Origin of the sequence: Chengkuizengella sediminis, assembly GCF_010078385.1 — a bacterium.
Taxonomy (GTDB): domain Bacteria; phylum Bacillota; class Bacilli; order Paenibacillales; family KCTC-33759; genus Chengkuizengella; species Chengkuizengella sediminis.
The window spans coordinates 674900-696376 of record NZ_SIJC01000001.1 but is presented as its reverse complement, the minus strand read 5'-3'; the positions used below and the strand labels follow the sequence as shown (position 1 = coordinate 696376).

Here is a 21477-nt window from a genome sequence, read left to right as displayed (position 1 = left end):
CACAACTATATCAGGAGGTGAAGCCTTACCCGATTAGGTGTAAGGTACTTTTTTGGATTATTTTAATTTATTGATCGTAGCACTACTTATATTTTTTACAGCTTTTTTTGTTGCAGTAGAATTTGCAATAGTCAAAGTAAGAAGTACAAGAATTGATGCTTTAGTAAGAGAAGGGAATAAAAATGCGAAAGCAGTAAGAAAGGTAATCGACAACCTTGATGGTTATTTGTCTGGGGCGCAGCTTGGGATTACAATTACTTCTCTAGGTTTAGGTTGGATTGGTGAACCTACAGTAGAACATTTGTTACTCCCTGTGTTTGAGTATTTTGCTCTATCAGAGACAGTCACTACAACCTTATCCTTCATTATTGCTTTTAGTATCATTACTTTTTTACATGTCGTACTTGGTGAGCTTGCACCAAAGACCGTTGCTATTCAAAAAGCAGAAAGAGTTAGCTTGATGTTAGCAAGACCTTTGATATTATTTAATGCTGTGATGTATCCCTTTATTTGGGTTTTAAATGGCTCAGCTAGAGTATTGATAAGATTATTTGGTATTAAACCAGCATCTGAGCATGAACTAGCTCACACTGAAGAGGAACTGCGTCTTATTTTATCTGAAAGTTACAAAAGTGGTGAAATTAATCAATCTGAGCTGCAATATGTGAACAATATTTTTGAATTTGATGATCGACTTGCAAAAGAAATTATGATCCCAAGAACTGAAATTAGCGTTATTTTTAAAAATAATGATGTAAAAGAAAACTTAGAGATTATAAATAGAGAAAAATATACAAGATATCCTGTTGCCATAAAGGATAAAGATCAAATCGTCGGTATGGTAAATGTGAAAGAGATCTTTGGAGATTATATAAATGGTAAACAAGAGCCACTTGGGCATTATATCCGTCCAATTATCCAAGTTATTGAGACGATCCCGATAAAGGATTTATTAGCAAAATTACAAAAAGAACGAATGCATATGGCAATCCTTGTAGATGAATACGGCGGTACAGCTGGCCTGGTCACTGTTGAAGATATATTAGAGGAGATTGTAGGGGAAATTCGTGACGAGTTTGATGAAAATGAACAACCAAATATTAATAAAATTAATGAAACAAGTGCAATATTAGATGGGAAAGTTTTAATAGAAGATGTAAATGAATTATATAATTTAAATATAAGAAATACAGATTTAGATACCATTGGTGGTTGGGTTTTATCTGAAGCTGATGAAATTGAAGATGGAATTGTTATAAAAAAAGGCAACTATGATTTTAAAATCATCGAACATGATGGGCATCAAGTGAAGAAAGTTGAAATAAGCAAAAGTTCTTCAGGCAAAGAAGAGAAATAACTATTTATTTGAAATCCAAAAAAAGTCAGCTTCGAGTTATGTGGAAGCTGACTTTTCTTCTGAAGAATTTATTAATTTCAAATTCTAAGTTTTAAAGAATCTAGGATGATTAACCGAGTCCTTAAATCTATACTAAATAAGGTTGTTTGGTTTTTTATTATGAAAAAATACGTTTTAATAATCCTTTTTTGTCTAAGCTAATTGCTAATTGCTGTGCTTCTTTAATTGCAGTTTGTTTGCTTTCTTCAGCTTTCTCGGGTCCCATTGCAACTCCTTCAGCAAAGATGCTTGTGACATCTGTAACCCCAACAAAACCTAAAACGGCTTTTAAGTGACTATCGGCAAAGTTCATTCCTACAGCAGGTCCTTCAGAGTATATACCTCCTGTAGCTTGAATATGAACAGCCTTTTTCCCTTCTAATAAACCAACAGGTCCAGTTTCAGTATATTTAAATGTTTTTCCTGCGATTGCAAATGTATCAATATATGCCTTTAATGTTGGAGGATAACTAAAATTCCACAATGGTGTTACAAATACATAACGATCTGCTTCAACAAATTGATCTGTTAACTCGTTGATGCGGCCTAATTTAGCTTGTTGTTCTTTTGTTAATGATTCAAAACTCTCTCCTGCACCTAACTTACCCCAAGCACTAAGAACATCAGCATCAAGTAAAGGAATGTTTTCATTATAAAGGTCTAGTTTAACGATTTCTACATCTGGATTTTTCTTTTCGTATGTTGCTAAAAACTCTTTACCTATTTGCTGACTCACTGAACTCTCTTCAGATAATGGATGTGCAGTAATATATAATAATTTTCCCACTGATAATCTCCCTCTCATTTTCATGTTATTGATTACTTTATGTAAGTAATTTTAAAATATTAATTTAGTTTTGTCAAGTAATTAAATGACATTTGATCGTTAAATTTCTTATGGGATATTTATGATTTATAATCCATTGTTAAAGGGACAAGAAACGTTTAAAATGGAAGAAAATCTAAGATTTTGGTAAGTATAAACATGGGTTTAAGGATGGGGAGTAGTATATGAAATCTAAACTATTTGACAATTTCACTTTTAAAAATGGGGTTACTGTAAAAAATAGAATCATAAAAAGTGCTATGAGCGAAGCGCTGGGAAATCTTCATTATGAACCAACAGAAGGGTTATTCCGGTTATATGAAAAATGGGCCGATGGTGGGACTGGGACTTTGATTACTGGAAATGTAATGATTGATCGTAAGGCATTAGGTGAACCAAGGAATGTTGTTGCTGATCATGATTCAATTTTACCATTTCTTGAAAAATGGGCTGAACATGGATCGAAAAATAATACGCAGCTTTGGATGCAATTAAATCATCCTGGGAAACAAGCTTTTAAAAGTGCTGTTAAAGAAGCAGTGGCACCATCAGCAATACCTTTTGAAGGGAAAATTGGACGCTTTTTTCATCATCCTAGAGAAATAGAGAAAGAAGAAATTGTTGAGGTAATCAAGCGATTTGGATATAGTGCCTCACTAGCAAAAAAAGCTGGATTCACAGGAGTTCAAATTCATGGGGCTCATGGATATTTAATTAGTCAATTTTTATCTCCAAGGCATAATCAAAGAAAGGATGAATGGGGTGGAGACGTAAAGGGTAGAATGAAATTTCTTGTAGAAATTTATAGAGAAATCAGAATTCAGACAAGTGAAGATTTTTTGATTAGCGTAAAATTAAATTCTGCAGATTTTATGAAAGCAGGGTTTACTGAAGAGGAGTCCATTTATGTGTCAAAGGAATTAGAAGAAGAAGGTATTGATTTGTTGGAGATATCTGGTGGAACATATGAAAGTTCACCGATGTCAAAAGCTCAACAGAAAAACAGTACCAGAATTAGGGAAGCCTATTTTATGGATTATGCAGAAAAACTGAGTAAAGCTGTGCATGTTCCTGTATGTGTTACAGGGGGATTTAGATCTAGGAATGGTATGGAAAATGCATTGGATTCAAATGCAATGGACTTTGTAGGACTTGCAAGACCATTAGCGATATATCCTGATTTACCCATCCTTATTGAAAAGCAAGTAATGAATGAGATAAAATTAGATCAAAGAAAAACAGGCATTAAAAAAATAGATGATCTTGGCATGCTTGAAATTACCTGGTACGGACAGCAATTAAGAAGGTTAGCAAAAGGGAAAATTACAAAGCCTAATTACCCAGTGATATTGTCATTTTTACAATCACTAGCGAAAAATGGAAAGGAGATATTACAAAAACAACGCTCAAATTCATAAAAAAGAAGTTTGCTTTTAAATTCATTAAGTGGTATAGTTAGTTTAAATCATTTACGAATATAATACAGATTTAATTTAGCTGTAACTTTTAAGGAGATAGCAGAGTTGAATCTTCTTAAAAGTTGCAGCTTTTTAAATGTTTTATATAGGTGAGATGATTAATTATGAATATGTACTTAAGGTATATTTAGGAGGATTTTTTAATGCAAAACGGTACTGTAAAATGGTTTAATGCTGACAAAGGTTTCGGTTTTATCGAAGTTGAAGGTGGAGATGATGTATTCGTACATTTCTCAGCAATCACTGGTGAAGGTTTCAAAACTTTAGAAGAAGGTCAAGCAGTTTCTTTCGACGTAGAAGAAGGTAACCGTGGACCACAAGCTGTTAACGTAGTAAAAAAATAAAGATATAAAGCGAATGATCGCTTTTAAGCATATTTATTTCAAATCTAACGTTTACAACAATTAAATGAAAGTCCCTGCTAGTTTTAACTAGCAGGGATTTTTTTGTGCTTAAAGGGGGTTCGCCATCGGTGAGTTTTGTTTTATCATCTGAATTTCAACATAAGCAGTTGTTTATCTTAAAAAGTTTTTTTGAAATTGGAAAAATTATATAAGCATTTCTAAATGATTTTTGATACATTCAATATAGAAGGTCAGAGATTATTTATGTTCTGATCAAAATATAATATATGGGAGAGTGTTCTATGTTTTTTCAAACAAAAGAAAAAAAGTGGTACTCAGTAATCATCATTTATATTTTATTGTTTTCTCTATTATTTGCAAACGTACAAAGTTTTGCAGAAGGACCTGATGATCCAGCCCCAGAAATTCAAGCAAGAGGACAAGTAAATGGTAAGTCTGTTTTATTTGATAATACCCATGGTCAAACGGCTGGTGCAGCAGATTGGGTAATTGATGGTGCATTTTCTGATTTTGCTAACGCAATTGCTGATCAAGGTTATTATGTTAAGGAACTTAGAACATCATCACCTATTACATATGCTGATTTAAGTGCTTATGATGTATTTGTCATCCCTGAGGCAAATATACCTTACAAAGATGCTGAACAAAATGCAATGATCCAATATGTTCAAAATGGAGGAAGTATCTTCTTTATATCTGATCATTACAACGCAGATCGAAATAAAAATAGATGGGATGCTTCGGAAATTTTTAATGGTTATCGTCGTGGTGCATGGGAGGATCCAACGAAAGGGATGAACGCTCAGGAAACTAACTCGATTGCAATGGAAAATGTGGTAAGCTCTGACTGGCTTGCTGAACAATTTGGCGTTCGCTTTCGTTACAATGCTATTGGTGATGTAACTGCAAATCATATCGTTAGTCCTGAACAATCTTTTGGAATTACAGAAGGTGTTCAGAATGTAGCGATGCATGCAGGATCAACATTAGCTATTTTAGATCCAACAAAAGCTAAAGGTATAGTTTACCTTCCACAAACCAATGCTGCATGGAACTATGCAGTAGATCAAGGTGTTTATAATAATGGTGGTATCGAGGAAGGTCCATACGCAGCGATTTCAAAATTAGGTTTAGGAAAAGCAGCATTTATTGGGGATTCCTCACCAGTTGAGGATATTACTCCTAAATATGTTAGAGAAGAAAATGGTCAACCAAAAACAACTTACAATGGTTTTTTAGAACAAGATGATGCTACACTCCTTATGAACATCATTAATTGGTTATCAGTACAAGAAAATTATTCTAGTTTAGATACAGTTGCAGGTTTGGAGTTAGATCAACCAACTGCTTTGTTAAATATGGAAATACCTCAAAATTCGACTGAACCTGAATCTGAGCCTTGGTCACAGCCAGATGCTGGATACAATTGGTGGGATGCTTCAAGTTTCGCACAGGGGTCATATGGTTACAGTAATGCTTCAAATCCAACTGATCCTTCAATAGAAGGAATCTATTTCTCCGAATATATTGAAGGGAGTAGTTATAATAAAGCATTGGAAATTTATAATGGATCAGGTGAGGATATCAATCTTTCCAGTTTTAAGATTGAGCTTTCTAATGTATCAACACCCATCTCATTAACTGGAACATTGCAAAACGGAGATGTATTTGTCATATCTCATTCAAGCGCAGACCAAACACTTTTGAACGTAGCAGATCTGACAACATCCAACCTTTCTTTTAATGGAGACGATTCTATTACATTAAAACAAAATGATGAAATAGTTGATGTAATAGGAGTGACAGGCACACAATTTGCAAAGGATACCACGTTAGTGAGAAATGAAGACATAACTTCAGGAACTACAAGCTATAATAGTAATGAATGGGCATCACATCCTAATAATACGTTTGATTATATCGGAACACATACTTCAATAGGAGGAGGTTCCAATACTACTGAAAGCTTATTCTTTTCAGAATACATAGAAGGTAGTAGTTTCAATAAATCTCTTGAAATTTATAATGGAACAGGGCAGGATATTAATTTATCTGGATATTCTATTGAATTGTCAAATACTTCAGCTTCTATAAATTTAAGTGGGATATTACAAAACGGAGATGTTTTTATAATATCTCATTCAAGCGCAGATCAAACGTTATTAAATGAATCAGATATGACGACGTCGAATCTTGCCTTTAATGGAGATGATTCCATTACATTAAATCAAAACAATGATATCGTAGATATAATTGGAATTACGGGCACACAATTTGCAAAAGATATCACATTGGTACGAAATGAGGACATTATTTCAGGGACAGCAAGTTATAATAACAGTGAATGGACATCACATCCCATTAATACGTTTGATTATATCGGATTTCATTAAAATAAGTAATTCATTTATAATTTTGGAAGATCTTAGCGAATTGCTAAGGTCTTTTTCTTGTTTATTCTACAAAAGTATACCATGGTCCTCCCCCTTGAGAGTGATGTGGTAAACATGAATAATTCCTAAAATATAAAGTGTATAGTAAATTAAATTGTAGGAGTTGATAAACATGAAAAAACCCATATTATTATTACTTTCACTACTTACTGTATCATCTGTTATGGCAGCCTTTGCATTCACTGGAGCTACTGTATCTAACAGCGCAAGTTTATCAGTAACAAGTTCTGATGAATCCTTAATAGCACTTATTCCTTATTCTGAAGAAGATGATGTTGCAGGTGTGAAGGACAGCTTTGTTTATATTGATGGTGGAAAATTAAAAATTGATCTCGCAAAAGGTCTTGGGGGAGAAAGTTTTGGTGTTCAGCCAAATAGTACATATGAATGGGAACATTTATTTAAAGTTAAAAATAACTCTGAAGAAACGATTGAATTTAACATCACTAAAGATGGTTGGGGTTTTGACACTAAAGCCAATATTTATCTTGGAGGTCAAAATATTAATGTTGGTAATTCTGAAATAAAAGAGTTTTATAACAGAAGTAATACAAAAAACGGGAAAGTTACATTGGCCCCTGGAGAGGAAGCAAACATTTACTTAAGTATTGAAACAGAAGGTGGAGCGAAATTAGTTGAAAGAGAAGCTACACTAACAGTTAATGCAACTGTAAAATAATTGAGAATAAATTATGGAAATAGGGTTATCTAAAGTCTATATTGGACAGCCCTATATAATACCAAAATCAAATTTAGTACGCATGATGAGCATTTTTAGAAATGAATAACTATTTAGTGACAAAATGAAACAAAAGAAGTATAATGATAGAGATAAATAATAAGGAGCTATATTTTATGAGTGGAGTCGTTCTTAACTAACCAAAGTAAATAATGGATCATAATAAGTAATTGTTCTTATTTTCTTAGATAAGATACGTTTATTTAGTGTATTTATTTGATCCTGTACTTTCAGTTAAGAACATTGGTATAGTTCGTTATTTATATACGTACGACACAACTCTGTGCCAATAGCACAGTTTTTTTGTGCTTTTATGAGTATATGTTTGATATTTCATCAAACAAACAGAGCCTCGTACATTTTATGAAAGACGACAATGAATCTTTGTTCATTGTCGTCTTTTTTTGATTTTATTATTAAAACGGAGGGAAAAACATTGAATAAACATACGGTTGAAAGTTTAGAATTTGCAAAAGTGCAAGAAGAAGTAATGAAGTATTCTTTATCAGAAGAGGGTAAACAAAAATTAAAGACTCTAAAACCATCATATCAGTTAAATGCGATTCAAAGTGCTTTAACAGAAACGACAGAGGCAAAAATAATTCTAAAGAGAAGTACAAGTGTACCTGTCCATAGCTTAAATGGGATGGAGCAATTAATGGGAAGGTTAAACAAAGGAATGATATTACGTCCAGATCAACTTAATAAATTCACTGAATTTTTAGACAGTGTAAGGAAAATGGATCGATTTATGAAAGACAAGGAAAGTATAGCTCCAAGAGTAAGCTCATATATTTATTCGATTTCAGATTTTTCTAACCTAATGGAAGAAATAAATCGATGTATTCGGAATGGAAAAGTAGATGATAGAGCAAGCAAGCCATTAAGCAAAATACGAAAAAATATTTTAATACTTGAGGCAGAAATGAAAGAGAGAATTGAAAAAGTATTAAAGTCAAAAAAATATGCTAAATATATTCAAGAAAAGATCGTGAGTATAAGAGATGGACATTACGTCATCCCAGTGCGAAAAGAGTATCGAAAAAGTATAAGCGGAGTCGTATATGATACTTCTGCTTCAGGGTCAACTGTATTTATTGAACCAGAAGATGTAAGTAGATGTCATCAAGAACTACAGTTATTGAAAATTGATGAGCAGCTTGAAGAGGAAAAAATCTGCTCCATGCTGACCAATTTAGTTGAAGAATCAGAACCTGAATTAAATATTGCAATTGAAATGATGATTCATTATGATGTTTTGTTTGCTAAAGCAAAATACAGTCAAGAAATAAATGGTTCAGCCGTTTCAATGAATGATGAACAATTCATAAACCTGAAAAATGCGAGACATCCGTTATTAGGAAGGAATGCTGTTCCTTTAAATGTAAAGATGGGTGAATCATTTAATGCTCTTGTAATTACTGGACCAAATACTGGCGGGAAAACGGTAACGATTAAAACAGTCGGATTATTAACTTTCATGGCACAATGTGGTTTACACGTTCCAGTGGGTGAAGGAAGTGAGTTGAGCCTATTTGATCAGATTTTAGTAGATATTGGAGATGGTCAAAACATTGAACAGTCATTAAGTACATTTTCTTCAAGAATAAAAAATATTATTGAGATATTGTCTAGTACTACTGATAAAACCCTTGTTCTTATTGATGAATTGGGTTCCGGAACAGATCCAGGAGAAGGAATGGGATTAGCTGTTGCTATATTAGAAGAATTATATGAAAAAGGAGCGGTCATATTTGCCACAACTCACTATAGTGAGATCAAGGAGTTTGCATCAAAACATGAGGGATTTGAAAATGCATCCATGGAATTTGACCCAGAAACATTACAACCTAAATATAAATTGGTGATAGGTAAAGGTGGCGACAGTCAAGCTTTTCATATTGCTTTAAGTTTAGGTATGCATCCAAAACTAATACAAAAAGCCCATTTAATCACATATAAAGAAAAGAAGTTTTATGAATCGAATGCAGCTGGGACAAGAGAATGGAGAAATCAGGAAAAACAATTAGCTCCAAAAAAACGTTTTAAAAAGATAAAAAAAGAGCAAAAAAGTAAAAGTGAAGAATTGCCTCAATTCCATATTGGAGACAATGTATTCATTCCGTCTCTAAAACAATATGGCATTGTATATAAACCTACAAATGAAGTTGGAGAAGTCGTGTTAATGATCAAAGGTGAGAAAAAGGTTTTGAATCATAAACGAATTAAACTGCATATTAAGGCGGAGGAATTGTATCCTGAAAATTACGATTTTGATATCATATTTGAATCAAAAGAGAATCGAAAGAAACGGAATCAACTAAGCCGAAAACATGTTGAGGGATTGAGCATTGAATATGATAAGGATGAGGTGTAGATACCGGAAGAAAATTAAATTTCTTCGGTACTTGCACAGATAGGTCATCGCCCACATAAGATATAACATTCTCTTTTAATGTGGGGGTGTTAAGCACATGCCTGGTTTCTTTGCAGCTTTAGCGTTGTTTGCCAAGGAGTTAGTTTTTTTTGTATCCTATGTAAAAAACAATGCTTTTCCCCAACCTTTAGCTGAAAAAGATGAAGCCAAACATTTACGTTTAATGGCAGAAGGTCATCAGGAATCAAGGAACATTCTCATCGAGCATAATCTGCGTTTAGTTGCTCACATTGTAAAGAAATTTGATAATACTGGTGAAGACATTGAAGATTTAATTTCCATTGGAACGATTGGTTTAATCAAAGCGATTGAAAGTTATAAAGCGAATAAAGGGACGAAGTTAGCTACATTTTCAGCCAGATGTATCGAAAATGAAATTTTGATGCACCTTCGTTCCTTAAAGAAAACAAGAAAGGATGTATCTCTCCAAGATCCTATAGGAACAGACAAAGAAGGAAATGAAATCACACTGATTGATATTTTAGGAACAGAATCGGATGAAGTAGTAGACAAAGTACAACTAAAAATAGAAAAAAGTAAAATATATAGCAATCTTCATATTTTAGATGATCGAGAGCGGGAAGTAATCAAGGGGAGGTTCGGATTAATTCAAGGCGGAGAAGAACTTACGCAAAGAGAAATTGCAAAAGATTTAGGCATTTCGAGATCCTATGTATCTAGAATTGAAAAGAGAGCTTTAATGAAGTTATTCCATGAATTCTATAGAGTGAAAAAGTTGTAATGATGTCCCCTCCAGTAAACAACTGGTGGGGATTTATCCTAGAAGAATCATTAATTTGTTGTTGGTTAACTGGGAGTAATTCTTGTTATTGCACAAGTAGTATAAATCTCAGTGAAAGACATATCATGTGGAAATCTACCTATGACAATCTCTTCACCTACATTTGTTATTTCATCTAGAAAAGTGCTGGAACCAGGGGTCAAAAAATGAACATTAATTATCCTCTTATAGTAGACAGTAAAAAGCAAGGTGCTGTACTATTTATTATTGAGTTTTTTTTTATGGGAAAATTAGAAAAACTTATACTTTAGAATTTAAACTTAAAGCGATAAATTTATATTTCGAAGAAGGGATGATATCAAGATAAGCATGTCTAGAAAAGGAAATTGTTTAGATAATGCATGTATAGAAAGTTTTTTTAGTCATTTTAAATCAGAATGCTTTTATCGATATAGTTTTATGCAACGGAAACAAGTAGAACATGCGGTGAAACGTTATATATGGTACTACAATAATAAGAGATTCCAAAAGAAACTAAATAACCTTAGCCCCTTTAGAATGGACTAAGGCTGCTTAAAATACACCTTTTTAAATTCTGTCTACTTGACAGGTGTAAGTCCAACTTAAAGAGGTCACCGATTTGTAAGGTATGCTGGCGATCAGCGCTTCTTCTGCTCTTGCAGAAGAAGCGCTGATCGTTTACGTTGGAAAATATCTTCCCCATTATTGAAAAGAAATTATTCCTTAAAGTTAATAGGGGGAAGACCGTGGTTGAGTATGTAGGTCTTCCAGATTTCTTTACTCACATAATCATCCAATGTATTTGGGAATAAATTAAATTGATTTCTATCTTCTCCTTCTATAAACGCCTTAGTATCATCTCCCTCCCTTTAGTACTTATTCGACTTAGAGAGCCAATATCTTTTGGATCAGAGTAAAAATCGTATAAATTCACACACTGTGATGTGGAGGTCTGCAACTCAACTTATGGGTAGCCTCCAACCCGATTGTAATCAATGAGTGAATTACCAAAATTTCATAAGTGAAGTTTATAATACTTCCGTGATATAATTGTCCGGTTACAACAATAAAATACAAATTGGGAAGGAAGTTGTTCATGTCAACATCAAGAAAAAAACCTCGTTTTAGCACTATCTTTTTAGCCATTATTATTTTTAGTTTAATAGGTTCACAGTTTGCTTTTATAGCAAATGGAGAACCTCAATCAGTGGAACCAAAAGAAATAATGGAGTTAACACAAGAAAGAACTGAGTTCTCTACACGTTATCTGAATCCTGATGGAAGTTATACAGAAGAAATTTATTTAGAACCCCAATTCTATCAAGATACTACGGATAAAAAGTGGAAGAAAATTAATAACAATTTGAAAAAAAATAATAAAAATGCTAAACATGAAACTACAGCGAATGCTTTTAAAGCTTCCTTTGCAGATGAAATGAATGAAAATGAGCTGGTTACAGTAGAAAAAGGTGGAAAAAGCATTTCTCTTATTCCTTTAAATGCAAAAAAGGTTAAAGGGAAGGTTGAAAATAATGAAATTACATACACAGGGATGTATGACGATGTAGATATTCGTTACCAAGTGAAGGGGAGTGCAGTAAAAGAAGATATTATACTTCATCGTCTTCCTTCAAGTAATATTTTTACGTTTGAAATGAAATTAAAAGGTTTAACAGCAACTACGAATTCAGATGGGATCATTGTATTTGAAGATAACAAAGGATCACAGCAATTCTATTTTCAAAAACCATACATGTTTGATGCAAATGGAACATATTCTGATGCAGTAACTCTTTCCTTAAGAGAAGAAAAAGGGAAAACGTATGTTGATGTTATTGCTGATTCAGCGTTTTTAGAAGATCCTTCTACACAGTATCCAGTTACAATTGATCCTACTGTAGATAATTGGGATGTTAGTAGAGATATGTTCGTTTCAAGTATTGCTTCAACTACATCGTTTTCAAGTGAGTCAAATTTTAAAACAGGACTTAATAATACTTTTGGGACAACACGCTCATTTGTAAGTTTCTTTATACCTACGATTCCTACGGATAGCACGATCACCTATGCTTCGTTCCATGCCTATCAATTAAAAGATGACCCTACCATGGTATCCATTGATTTATATAGAGTGACTAGTCCATGGGAGGAACCAACTACAACATTTAACAACCAGCCGACTGTTGGAGCAAGTCCAGAATCCACGACAACAAATAATATTGTCAATGATTATTGGGAATGGGATATTACAGAACTAGCAAGAGATTGGTATAGTGGGACTCAAGCCAATTATGGATTTATGTTGAAACAACAAAATGAATCAACTTCTCCGAGCCGTGAGTTTAGATCTGTAACGGGTGGTAATTTCACACCTAGAATTACAATCCACTATACATTAGATCCAATTGAGCCAGAAGTTATCCAGTTGAATACTCCATTAAATGTGTCCGTTCAAAGTGGAGAATCTAATATATATGAATTTATTCCAAATGAAGATGGGTTATATAAAATTCATACGTATTCTAATGGTGTTGATAGTGACACTTACTTACATCTATTTAGTGACATGGAACTTACAAACGAACTTACATTCAATGATGATGCTAATGATGTTTACTCTGAAATCCAATATGAATTACAAGCAGGAGTTTCCTATTATATTAAATATAGAGGCTACTCTGATGAAGCTGCTAGCTCTTGGTTAGAAATAAATAAAATAGTATTAGTGCCCGATTCACCAATCGGATTTACTGCAACACAAGGGAATGGAGAAGTACAATTGAATTGGGATGTAAATACAGGTGTAGATAGTTATAACATTAAGCGATCAGAAGTAAGTGGAGGTCCTTACTCAATCATTTCTAGTGGAGTGACCACATCAAGCTACACGGATACGAATGTAAATAACGGAACAACATACTACTATGTGGTGAGTGCTGTCAATGGTTCTGGTGAAAGTGCAAATTCAAATGAAGTTGTTGCAACCCCTGAAGCTGTTATCACTGTTCCTGAAGCACCAACAAATTTGAATGGAATTACTGGTGATTCATTCGTAGATTTAAGCTGGAATGCTGCAAATAATGCGGATAGCTATATAGTTAAACGTGCTACAACATCAAGTGGTCCATATTCTACAGTTGCTTCAAATGTAAGTGGAACAACTTATTCTGATTCAAGTGTAACAAATGGAACGACATATTATTATGTAGTTAGTGCAGTGAATATTGCAGGTGAAAGTGGAAATTCAAATGAAATCAGTGTTACTCCTGAGGGGGCTCCTTCAAACGTCACAGATTCTTTTGAACCAAATGATAGTATAGAAACTGCTCATGCGATGAACGTTGGTCAATTCCTTGATTCCTACGTGAGTTCAAGTGCAGATAAAGATTTCTATCAATTTACTGCAACAGATTCAGGAATTTATCATGTCGACCTTAATGTACCAGCAGGTGTAAGATACGGAATGTATGTTTATGATGAAAATCAAGCTATAGTTGGTGAAGGAAATTGGACAAACGACGTCTACTTTTTAGCTGAGAGTGGGAAAAACTATTCTATTTCTATCTTCAGTGCAGATGGAAGTTTTTCAGAAACACCATATAACTTATTAGTAGATTTATTTGGAACGAATGAACCAACTGATCCAACTGAACCTCCAGTGAATGGAGTACTAAATTATGAGTATGAATATGATGCGAACGGAAATTTGATTAATGTACGAGTGACTAGTGTTGAACAATAGATTTAAAAATTAGAAGCAATATTTCATCCAATTTTTAACTAAAATATAAAAGGAGAATTATCTAAATGAAAAAGTCATACGTATCTATCATACTCATATTTATGATGCTATTTACTACGTTCGTCCCTACACAAGTAGGGGCGGTTGGCAATCAGTTATCGTCTGAAGAAGATCAGGATAAGATTTTTGGAAATGATAATATAATTGAAAATGATCAAGATTCATCTAAACCGGAAAAAATAAATAAACAACAATTATTAAAGGATATATTAGACCGTTTTTCTGTCAGCGAATCTTACGTGGAGCAGCAGCAAGAAGCTGGTTATACTTTAAATGAAATCTATTCAATTTTATTTTACATGGAAACGCAGCAACTAAGTTATGAAGAAGTATTGAAGATCCTATTTCCTTCGCCTATCAATGTAGCCCATAGTGAAACGGGGCCTGTGAATGAGGAAGTGTTACAAGAACAAGAGATCCTTCCAAGTATAGTGGCTGTAGGTGTAGTCGATAGTGACACAGATAATGTAAGCGGTTCTGGAAAGTTTTTTAAATCATCTAATTTAGAAGAACCGATAGAATTGGAAGAACCGCCAGTCTATGATTCTAGCACAATAAATCAGGCACCGTATTCAATTGGAATCGAAAATGAATCCATCTCAACCTTAACTGGCGGACTTTCGTTACAATACTCAGATATGAACTTGCCGGGGCGAAATGGATTATCTTTTTCCTTGAATCGAATCTATGATACCGCCTCCTCTCAATTTGACGATATAGATTATTATAAGAGCACATCAACTGTGAATGCATATTATGTTACATTTGATGCTATAAAAACAACAAAAGATGAAGTTTATACCTTAACATTTGATGCAGATAAGCATGTACAAGAAGATAGAGGAAATTGTTCTCTTTATTATATTGGTGGTCCTCATCCTCCTTCTTATGATCTGCTATATGGTATTTATGATGATTCTGAAGTAGCTAAAGCAAAGATGGATAATCCCTCTTTTACTAAACCAGGATGTGAAAAAACAGCAACTTCATCTCTTACCAAAAGCACCAACAGTTTCCCATCAACTATGTCATATAGTTCGGGAGGTTATAGAGGAACTTTAACTAAATCAGGTTCCTCCTACGTATCTTCAGGTTCTTTTACTCCAGCAGATTCTAGGACTGAAACGGATTCTTGTGAGCATACGATCGTAGGACATTATGATTCCACGGGGAATTGGAAAGCAGATGCTGGTGGAGATTCTGGTGATTGCCCTCCCTCTATTCCGTACAATATTGGGGGGTATACAGGTACGCTCTCCCGCACATCGACGACAACCAATAAACCGTGTCTTTCTCCCAACACCCCGGGTTACAAATGCACGAAATCGTGGACAGCAAATTATTCGGGTACTGTAACAAGACCTGAATCCGATACACGTAAATGGAAACAGGAATATTCGGGTACTGTCTCAACATCAACTACAACCTCTAGTACGATGGCATATGGTGATTGGGATACTAGTGGACGGTACCCTTGGAGATATGTTTATGAATTAAAAGGTTCTCTGAGAATGGAAACTGAGACTGTGTATGAACCGACAGGTGAAATTGTTACATTAGAAACGCAGAGATTTGCTACTCGATCGGCTGCAGAAGAAATGCAACAACAAATAGAGAGTAGTATTGGAGCTCTCGTAAATTATAAAGATGAGGAATACTTGATAGCTAATTCACCAAGCACTTCCGTTGAGTCGGATCCAATATCAGTGGATAAATACTATAATAAGACAGTGATGTCTTTCGATGAAAGATTATATCCGATTGGAAAAGGGTGGAGCTGGGAACTACCTTCTATTGAAAGTAAAGATGGTAAAAAATATATGCATATGGCAGGTGGAGGGAGTTATGAAATTAATGGCTCTTCGCTTAAAAATTATCCATGGGAAGGTTTTACTTTTTCTACGGATACATCAGTTACGGTAGGTGAAGAACATTCACAATATAAGCTCACTTCAACAGATGGATTGACCAAGCAATACTTTACGAGTGATGGACGCGTGATCCAAATTTCGGATGCGTATGATAATACGATTCAATTTTTCTATGACCACCATGCGGTCTATGATCGAAAATTATTAAGTCAGGTTCAAGATGCAATAGGTAATACGATAGATATTACGTATACGGAAACCGAAGTCACCCTTACCAAAGGGGAGGAAAAAGTTACTTATCATAAACGGATGGAAGAGGGGAAAGAATTACTCGATTCCGTTGTGGATGCGGAAAATAGGAGAACGGAATATAAATATTCGATCGGAACGGCGACATCAAATTTAATTGCTTCGAAATCAAGTCGTGCGATTTCTAATGATTATGCATTACTCACTGAAATCCATCATCCTACGGGTGCTGTGACCTCCTATGAATATGAACCATCACCTGTTAAGCGATATATCGGTTCAAGTTCAATCAACTATGTGTACCGTATAGCTTCACGTGAAGATCAAATTTGGTACGATAATGGCACCCAAGATTTATATAACCGTCAATATTTTAACTATAACGGAACTGACTATGGACAATCTTACAGCAGCGACTTTACATTCTCAACGACGATCAATGATTTAATTGAAACGAAATATACCTACAGTAAAGATTATGTAAGCAGTAGTGTAGGATCGAAATATTACTTAGATCAAGTCCAGTCTACAGCAGAAGGCTCGGAAAAAACTACAGCATATGAATACAGCAAAAAGGTAGGTAGTAATACGTATCCAGTAGAGGTGGCGACCTCTACAACACGTACAAATAATCAAACCTCTGATCAATTGATCACGAGTACAACGTATGATGATTACGGGAATGTGACACATACCACAGCTGAAACGGGTGCAACCACCACCTATACGTATGATCGTAATCATTTACTCGAAACCGTATTACAGCAGGTAGATCAAACTAGAAGTATCTATAAAAACTATGCTCGGAATGAACAAGGAAGTATTACGCAAATCGAAGTGAGGGAGAATGGACCTACGGGTAAGTTACTGCAAAAAATAAACTATAGTAACTTCGACCCTTATGGAAATATAAGGACAGTCACGGTGCAAAATACGGATTCTACGACTGAATCTGCAATAGAATATAGTAGTGTGTATCAAAGTGCTTTCCCAACAATGCAGAACGTTCAGGTCACCGATGTTGATGGTGTTAACTCTACCATTACCACCACCGCTGAATATGATATATTAACGGGACGTTTAACGAGTTGGAAAGATGGAAGACAGAATACGGTGGGGGACCCCAATGAAGGAAAAGAGACGGGGTATCAATATGATCATTTAGGTCGGATTGAAAAAGTAGTTTATCCAGATGCAACAACGTTCACCGTAGCGTATGATGATCTGAATAATACCACAACGTCCACCAATGCAGAAGCGAATCAGACGCAAACGATTTTTAATTCGTTAGGATGGAAAGTCGAAGAAGGATGGTTTGATGAGGTAGGGTATAAGAAGAAGGCAGACTATCACTATGATCTTTATGGAAGACTGGATTATCGTATCGATGAATCCTTGAATACAACGCAGTATACGTATGACAACTGGGGTCGTCAAACGGGGATTACACATGGCAATGATGCTATAACTACCATACAGTATAATGATGCACAGCGCACGGTTACAACCACTGATCCTGAACAAAACGGAGTTATTGAAAGTTATGATCTCTATGGCAATGTACAACAAATAGAAGAAAAGAATTTCATTACGGGAGTAACGACAAAGGTAGCTAGTTATGAGCATGAACCCATTAGTAGGCAAACGTTGAAGCAAATGGATGGTAAGGATAACAGTACTCAATTTACCTATGACGTAACAGGTCAACTGCAAAGTGTTACGAACGATTTACTAGAAACCACTACTTATGAATATGACATGATGGGCAACTTAACGAAATTAATCTATCCTGATGGCAATTTTATAGAGAAAAAATATGATGAAAAAGGTCGTCTGATTCAAACCATCGATGCTATGAACCAGACTGAAAAGATGTATTACGATTCCAATAGTAATGTAATACGAAACATAGATCGTAATGGGGTAAACTTTCACTATGAATATACCAGCTTAAATCAATTAGAAAAACAAATCAGTCCAGATGAAACAATTTCTTACTTGTATGATCAAGCGGGTAGAAGAATATCCATGACGGATATAACGGGCAACACATTTTACGACTATAATGATTATACGGGAGAACTTGATGCTGTTACTTATCCAGATGGATTAAATATCGTTTACGAATATGAAAATGGACTACTTAAGAGTATGACTGATCCCTTTGGTCTGACAACCTATTACACCTACAATAGTTTAAATGGATTAGCAACCATAGGAACCAACAACCCGGATTTAGGGTCCGATTTGGAAGTGGATGTGGAGTATTCTTATTACGATAATGGGCAATTACAAAATACACATTTAAATAATGTACCCGGAATTGATAGTGAATATATTTACAAAGGAACACAATTAGATACTTTAACCCATCAAGTAGGAACCAATGAGACGAATCGTTTTAAGTATGGATATGATAACAATAAAAACATCGTTACCCGAACAGAAAATGACGTAACGGAATTATTTACTTATGATGATTTAAATCGAATTGAAACCTCGGCAGAGTTTGACGAAGTCTACTCTTACGATAATCGAGGCAATCGTTTAACGATGCAATCCACGCAATTCCCAAGTAAACGTCCGAAGGAACTTGGGTATGATGACCGCGATCGATTAACGGATGTGACGATCGAAGGGAAGCGTGTAGAGTATAAATATAACGGGGATGGATATCTTGTAGAGCGTAGCGAACAGGGAGAGACAACGCGCTATTATTATGATGGTGAAGTCATTATAGCCGAAGCTACCATAGTGAATGGAACACCGAGGCTCAAAGCACATTATATACGTGGTAATCAATTAGAAATCATTGAGTATGCAGACGCCTCAAGAGCCTATGTGTTAACTAACGGTCATGGGGATGTGGTGGAACTTAGAGACGAGAATGGAAATGTTCTGAACGCGTATACTTATGATATATGGGGTAATCCCATCATCGAACAAGAACAAATACACAATCCATTTCGCTACGCAGGAGAACTATGGGATGACGCAACCCAGTTGCAGTACCTTAGAGCAAGATGGTATGATCCAAGTATTGGAAGGTTTATTAATGAGGATACGTATGAAGGGGAGATTAATAACCCACTTAGTTTGAATTTGTATACGTATGTTAAGAATAATCCATTGAGGTATAGTGATCCTTCAGGTAACAAAGAAGAAGAAGCTGGGAACATACATGTTAGAAATGATATCTATGTTGAAGACCCCTGGGTCACACTATATATTAATAAAGTAGCAACTTATAGAGGTAAAGGTAGTCGGAAGGGCAAACAGGAGCTTGTTAAAATTATTGCAAAAGAATTTGTAGATGCAAGTAATCTCACTGGACAAATTTGGCGATTCGATCCATTTACACGTGGAGAGATTTTTGAAGAGGTTCTTGCTCAAACAGAATATGAATTCGATGATTGGTATAATATAGGACAAGAACAAAATGGTTTTTTTCCAGTACTTGATTTTGTGAACTCTCGAAAAGCGGTTAGTGTAAAATCAATAGACCCAAGATCTTATAAGGATGATTTGGCAACATACAAGGCCCTTGATTACATTAATGCTTTAACGGAAAGAAAAATATATATTGGTGGAGATTTAGTTGAAAACGAAGATAGAATACTGCACATAGTTATACCAAAAGGAACGAAAGATTATTTTGACCATGTAAGAATTAATAAGGCTAGTAAAGGTATTGAAATTATTTGGGAGGAGTTCTAATGAATGGATGAAAATATAATTTTTGAAATAGTTTTGAATAATCAGGAGGTTTCATCAATTAATTTAAAAAAATGGTTTAGCACTCTTGTTTATTTTAGCCCTAAGAAAATGAAGGTACCAAATATTGGTGGTGGAAAAGTGAAAGAATATGCTTCTGAAGTTTTTTTTGAGGCATTAGATAAGGTAACTAGCAAGGATATATTTACCATAATGTTAGATGGAGACCGTAATTTTTTCACTTTTACAAAAGGACCATTTTTTTGTTCAATAACATTCAGATTAAACGGTGGAATTTATATCAAAGACCAAAACAAAATATTAAAGAATTTAGATGATTTATTTAAAAATCATCAAAGTGTAGTTGCATATATGTGCACTTCTGAAGATGATTTTTTGCAAAATAATATAGACATAGATCTTTATAAATCAAAGGGAAAATCTCTTGAAAATGTTAGATTAAAACAACACGATGTATTAAAAAGGAGGCAGATAATCGATATTGAATATAATCCTGGCCATTCCCATCTTGTTAGAGATGTATGGTTTGGATCATGTTGGAAAATGTGGTTTGGTGAACAATACTTTCAGTATATTCCGAAAGAAGTATTACTTAATTTTAATAGTGGATATGAGACAATAGAGTTAGAGGACGGTTTAGTTAGAATAACATTGTACGAAAATATGTGGGAGTATGAAAAAGCAGAAAATAGAGAAATTCAGTGGAAGTTTCGTAAACAAGTGGGTATGGATGAAGTAGCGCATCAATTAAAGAATAAGCATATTAAAAAGGAAAATCCAAATCCAGCTATTCAAATTTTAACAGAGAATTTAAAACATGGTGGTGTTAGAAGTGTTATTTACTACTTCAACGATAATAAAGAAGTAGTACCAAAGTCAGAGGCAACAAATATTTATTCATATGAAGTTGATGAAAATGGAAAAGTCATTTGGTCAGAATATAAAAATCTTTAAAATGAAGATACCTTATACGATTGGGAATTGACACTTACTTTTTTACTAAGGGAATAAATAGTCTAATCAACAAAGACGACTTTAATATTCAGTAACTGAATTTAATAGGTTAACTTAAATAGATTTTACTTGGAGTGGCGGGCATGATTGGTTGAATCAAAAAACAGTGATACAATTTATTGAAAAAGTATCCAACTATTGTATTATCGTCTTGCCCGCAGAGGCTCCATGTCAAAATCTTCGTTTGTTAAACTATGTTCATTCTTCAGCTCTAAAGCAAGCACTAACTATATCTTCTTCAGAAGTTTTTTCATTACAAGCAGTAAGGGTCAATATAGTGATCATACTAATGAATATCAAGATATATTTAAATCTCGACATTAATCTCACTCTCCTTTTCAAACTAACT

General features: G+C 34.4%; 13 protein-coding genes and 1 pseudogene. 12 read left to right on the top strand and 2 right to left on the bottom strand.

Translation table 11 applies throughout. The features are described 5' to 3' along the window. Nucleotides 1-52: 52 nt before the first annotated feature. Complete coding sequence (locus EPK97_RS03415) at nt 53-1357, top strand: hemolysin family protein (RefSeq protein WP_162035178.1); 1305 nt, start codon at nt 53-55, stop codon at nt 1355-1357. A 157-nt stretch (nt 1358-1514) separates the two neighbouring features. Here EPK97_RS03415 and EPK97_RS03410 read toward each other — a convergent pair whose 3' ends face one another. After that, a complete protein-coding gene (locus EPK97_RS03410) occupies nt 1515-2183 on the bottom strand; it encodes an NAD(P)H-dependent oxidoreductase (RefSeq protein WP_162035177.1) in 669 nt (222 codons plus the stop codon). A 224-nt stretch (nt 2184-2407) separates the two neighbouring features. Here EPK97_RS03410 and EPK97_RS03405 point away from each other — a divergent pair, with 224 nt between their 5' ends. From EPK97_RS03405 to EPK97_RS03360, 11 genes and pseudogenes are all read left to right on the top strand, one after another. Continuing rightward, complete coding sequence (locus tag EPK97_RS03405; RefSeq protein WP_162035176.1) at nt 2408-3640, top strand: NADH:flavin oxidoreductase/NADH oxidase family protein; 1233 nt, start codon at nt 2408-2410, stop codon at nt 3638-3640. Nucleotides 3641-3843: 203 nt separating this feature from the next. Next, nucleotides 3844-4044, top strand: coding sequence for a cold-shock protein CspD (gene cspD / locus EPK97_RS03400; RefSeq protein ID WP_160646336.1), 201 nt, complete (start codon nt 3844-3846; stop codon nt 4042-4044). Nucleotides 4045-4346: 302 nt separating this feature from the next. Continuing rightward, nucleotides 4347-5930, top strand: a pseudogene (locus tag EPK97_RS21640) (lamin tail domain-containing protein); the annotation flags it as partial. Beyond that, nucleotides 5916-6458 (top strand): lamin tail domain-containing protein, encoded by a 543-nt coding sequence (locus EPK97_RS22510; RefSeq protein WP_420826771.1) that lies wholly within the window; start codon nt 5916-5918, stop codon nt 6456-6458. The pseudogene EPK97_RS21640 and the gene EPK97_RS22510, both read left to right, overlap by 15 nt. Before the next feature lie 172 nt (nt 6459-6630). Further along, entirely contained in the window at nt 6631-7197 is a 567-nt protein-coding gene (locus tag EPK97_RS03390) for a DUF1102 domain-containing protein (protein WP_162035174.1), read from the top strand. 496 nt (nt 7198-7693) lie between these two features. Further along, nucleotides 7694-9634: an endonuclease MutS2 gene (locus tag EPK97_RS03385; protein ID WP_162035173.1), complete on the top strand. Its 1941-nt coding sequence runs from the start codon at nt 7694-7696 to the stop codon at nt 9632-9634. A 97-nt stretch (nt 9635-9731) separates the two neighbouring features. After that, nucleotides 9732-10436, top strand: a complete 705-nt coding sequence (gene sigK / locus EPK97_RS03380) for an RNA polymerase sporulation sigma factor SigK (protein ID WP_160646333.1) — start codon at nt 9732-9734, stop codon at nt 10434-10436. A gap of 336 nt (nt 10437-10772) precedes the next feature. Then, nucleotides 10773-11003 carry an integrase core domain-containing protein gene (locus EPK97_RS22505; protein WP_420826770.1) on the top strand — a complete coding sequence of 77 codons (231 nt, stop codon included), beginning with the start codon at nt 10773-10775 and terminating at the stop codon, nt 11001-11003. A 550-nt stretch (nt 11004-11553) separates the two neighbouring features. Further along, entirely contained in the window at nt 11554-14199 is a 2646-nt protein-coding gene (locus EPK97_RS03370; RefSeq protein WP_162035171.1) for a DNRLRE domain-containing protein, read from the top strand. A 65-nt stretch (nt 14200-14264) separates the two neighbouring features. Next, nucleotides 14265-20096 (top strand): RHS repeat-associated core domain-containing protein, encoded by a 5832-nt coding sequence (locus EPK97_RS03365; protein ID WP_162035170.1) that lies wholly within the window; start codon nt 14265-14267, stop codon nt 20094-20096. 3 nt (nt 20097-20099) lie between these two features. Then, nucleotides 20100-21068 (top strand): hypothetical protein, encoded by a 969-nt coding sequence (locus EPK97_RS03360; RefSeq protein WP_162035169.1) that lies wholly within the window; start codon nt 20100-20102, stop codon nt 21066-21068. 258 nt (nt 21069-21326) lie between these two features. On the opposite strand, the gene EPK97_RS22110 is transcribed toward EPK97_RS03360, so the two are convergent. After that, nucleotides 21327-21449, bottom strand: coding sequence for a hypothetical protein (locus EPK97_RS22110; RefSeq protein WP_276609465.1), 123 nt, complete (start codon nt 21447-21449; stop codon nt 21327-21329). Nucleotides 21450-21477: the final 28 nt, after the last annotated feature.

Excerpts from the sequence above, each read along its gene's own strand:
- cspD (WP_160646336.1), top strand. The coding sequence starts at position 3,844 with ATGCAAAACGGTACTGTAAAATGGTTTAATGCTGACAAAGGTTTCGGT.
- EPK97_RS03360 (WP_162035169.1), top strand. The coding sequence starts at position 20,100 with ATGGATGAAAATATAATTTTTGAAATAGTTTTGAATAATCAGGAGGTT.
- sigK (WP_160646333.1), top strand. The coding sequence starts at position 9,732 with ATGCCTGGTTTCTTTGCAGCTTTAGCGTTGTTTGCCAAGGAGTTAGTT.
- EPK97_RS03370 (WP_162035171.1), top strand. The coding sequence starts at position 11,554 with ATGTCAACATCAAGAAAAAAACCTCGTTTTAGCACTATCTTTTTAGCC.
- EPK97_RS03390 (WP_162035174.1), top strand. The coding sequence starts at position 6,631 with ATGAAAAAACCCATATTATTATTACTTTCACTACTTACTGTATCATCT.
- EPK97_RS03405 (WP_162035176.1), top strand. The coding sequence starts at position 2,408 with ATGAAATCTAAACTATTTGACAATTTCACTTTTAAAAATGGGGTTACT.
- EPK97_RS03365 (WP_162035170.1), top strand. The coding sequence starts at position 14,265 with ATGAAAAAGTCATACGTATCTATCATACTCATATTTATGATGCTATTT.
- EPK97_RS22110 (WP_276609465.1), bottom strand. The coding sequence starts at position 21,449 with ATGTCGAGATTTAAATATATCTTGATATTCATTAGTATGATCACTATA.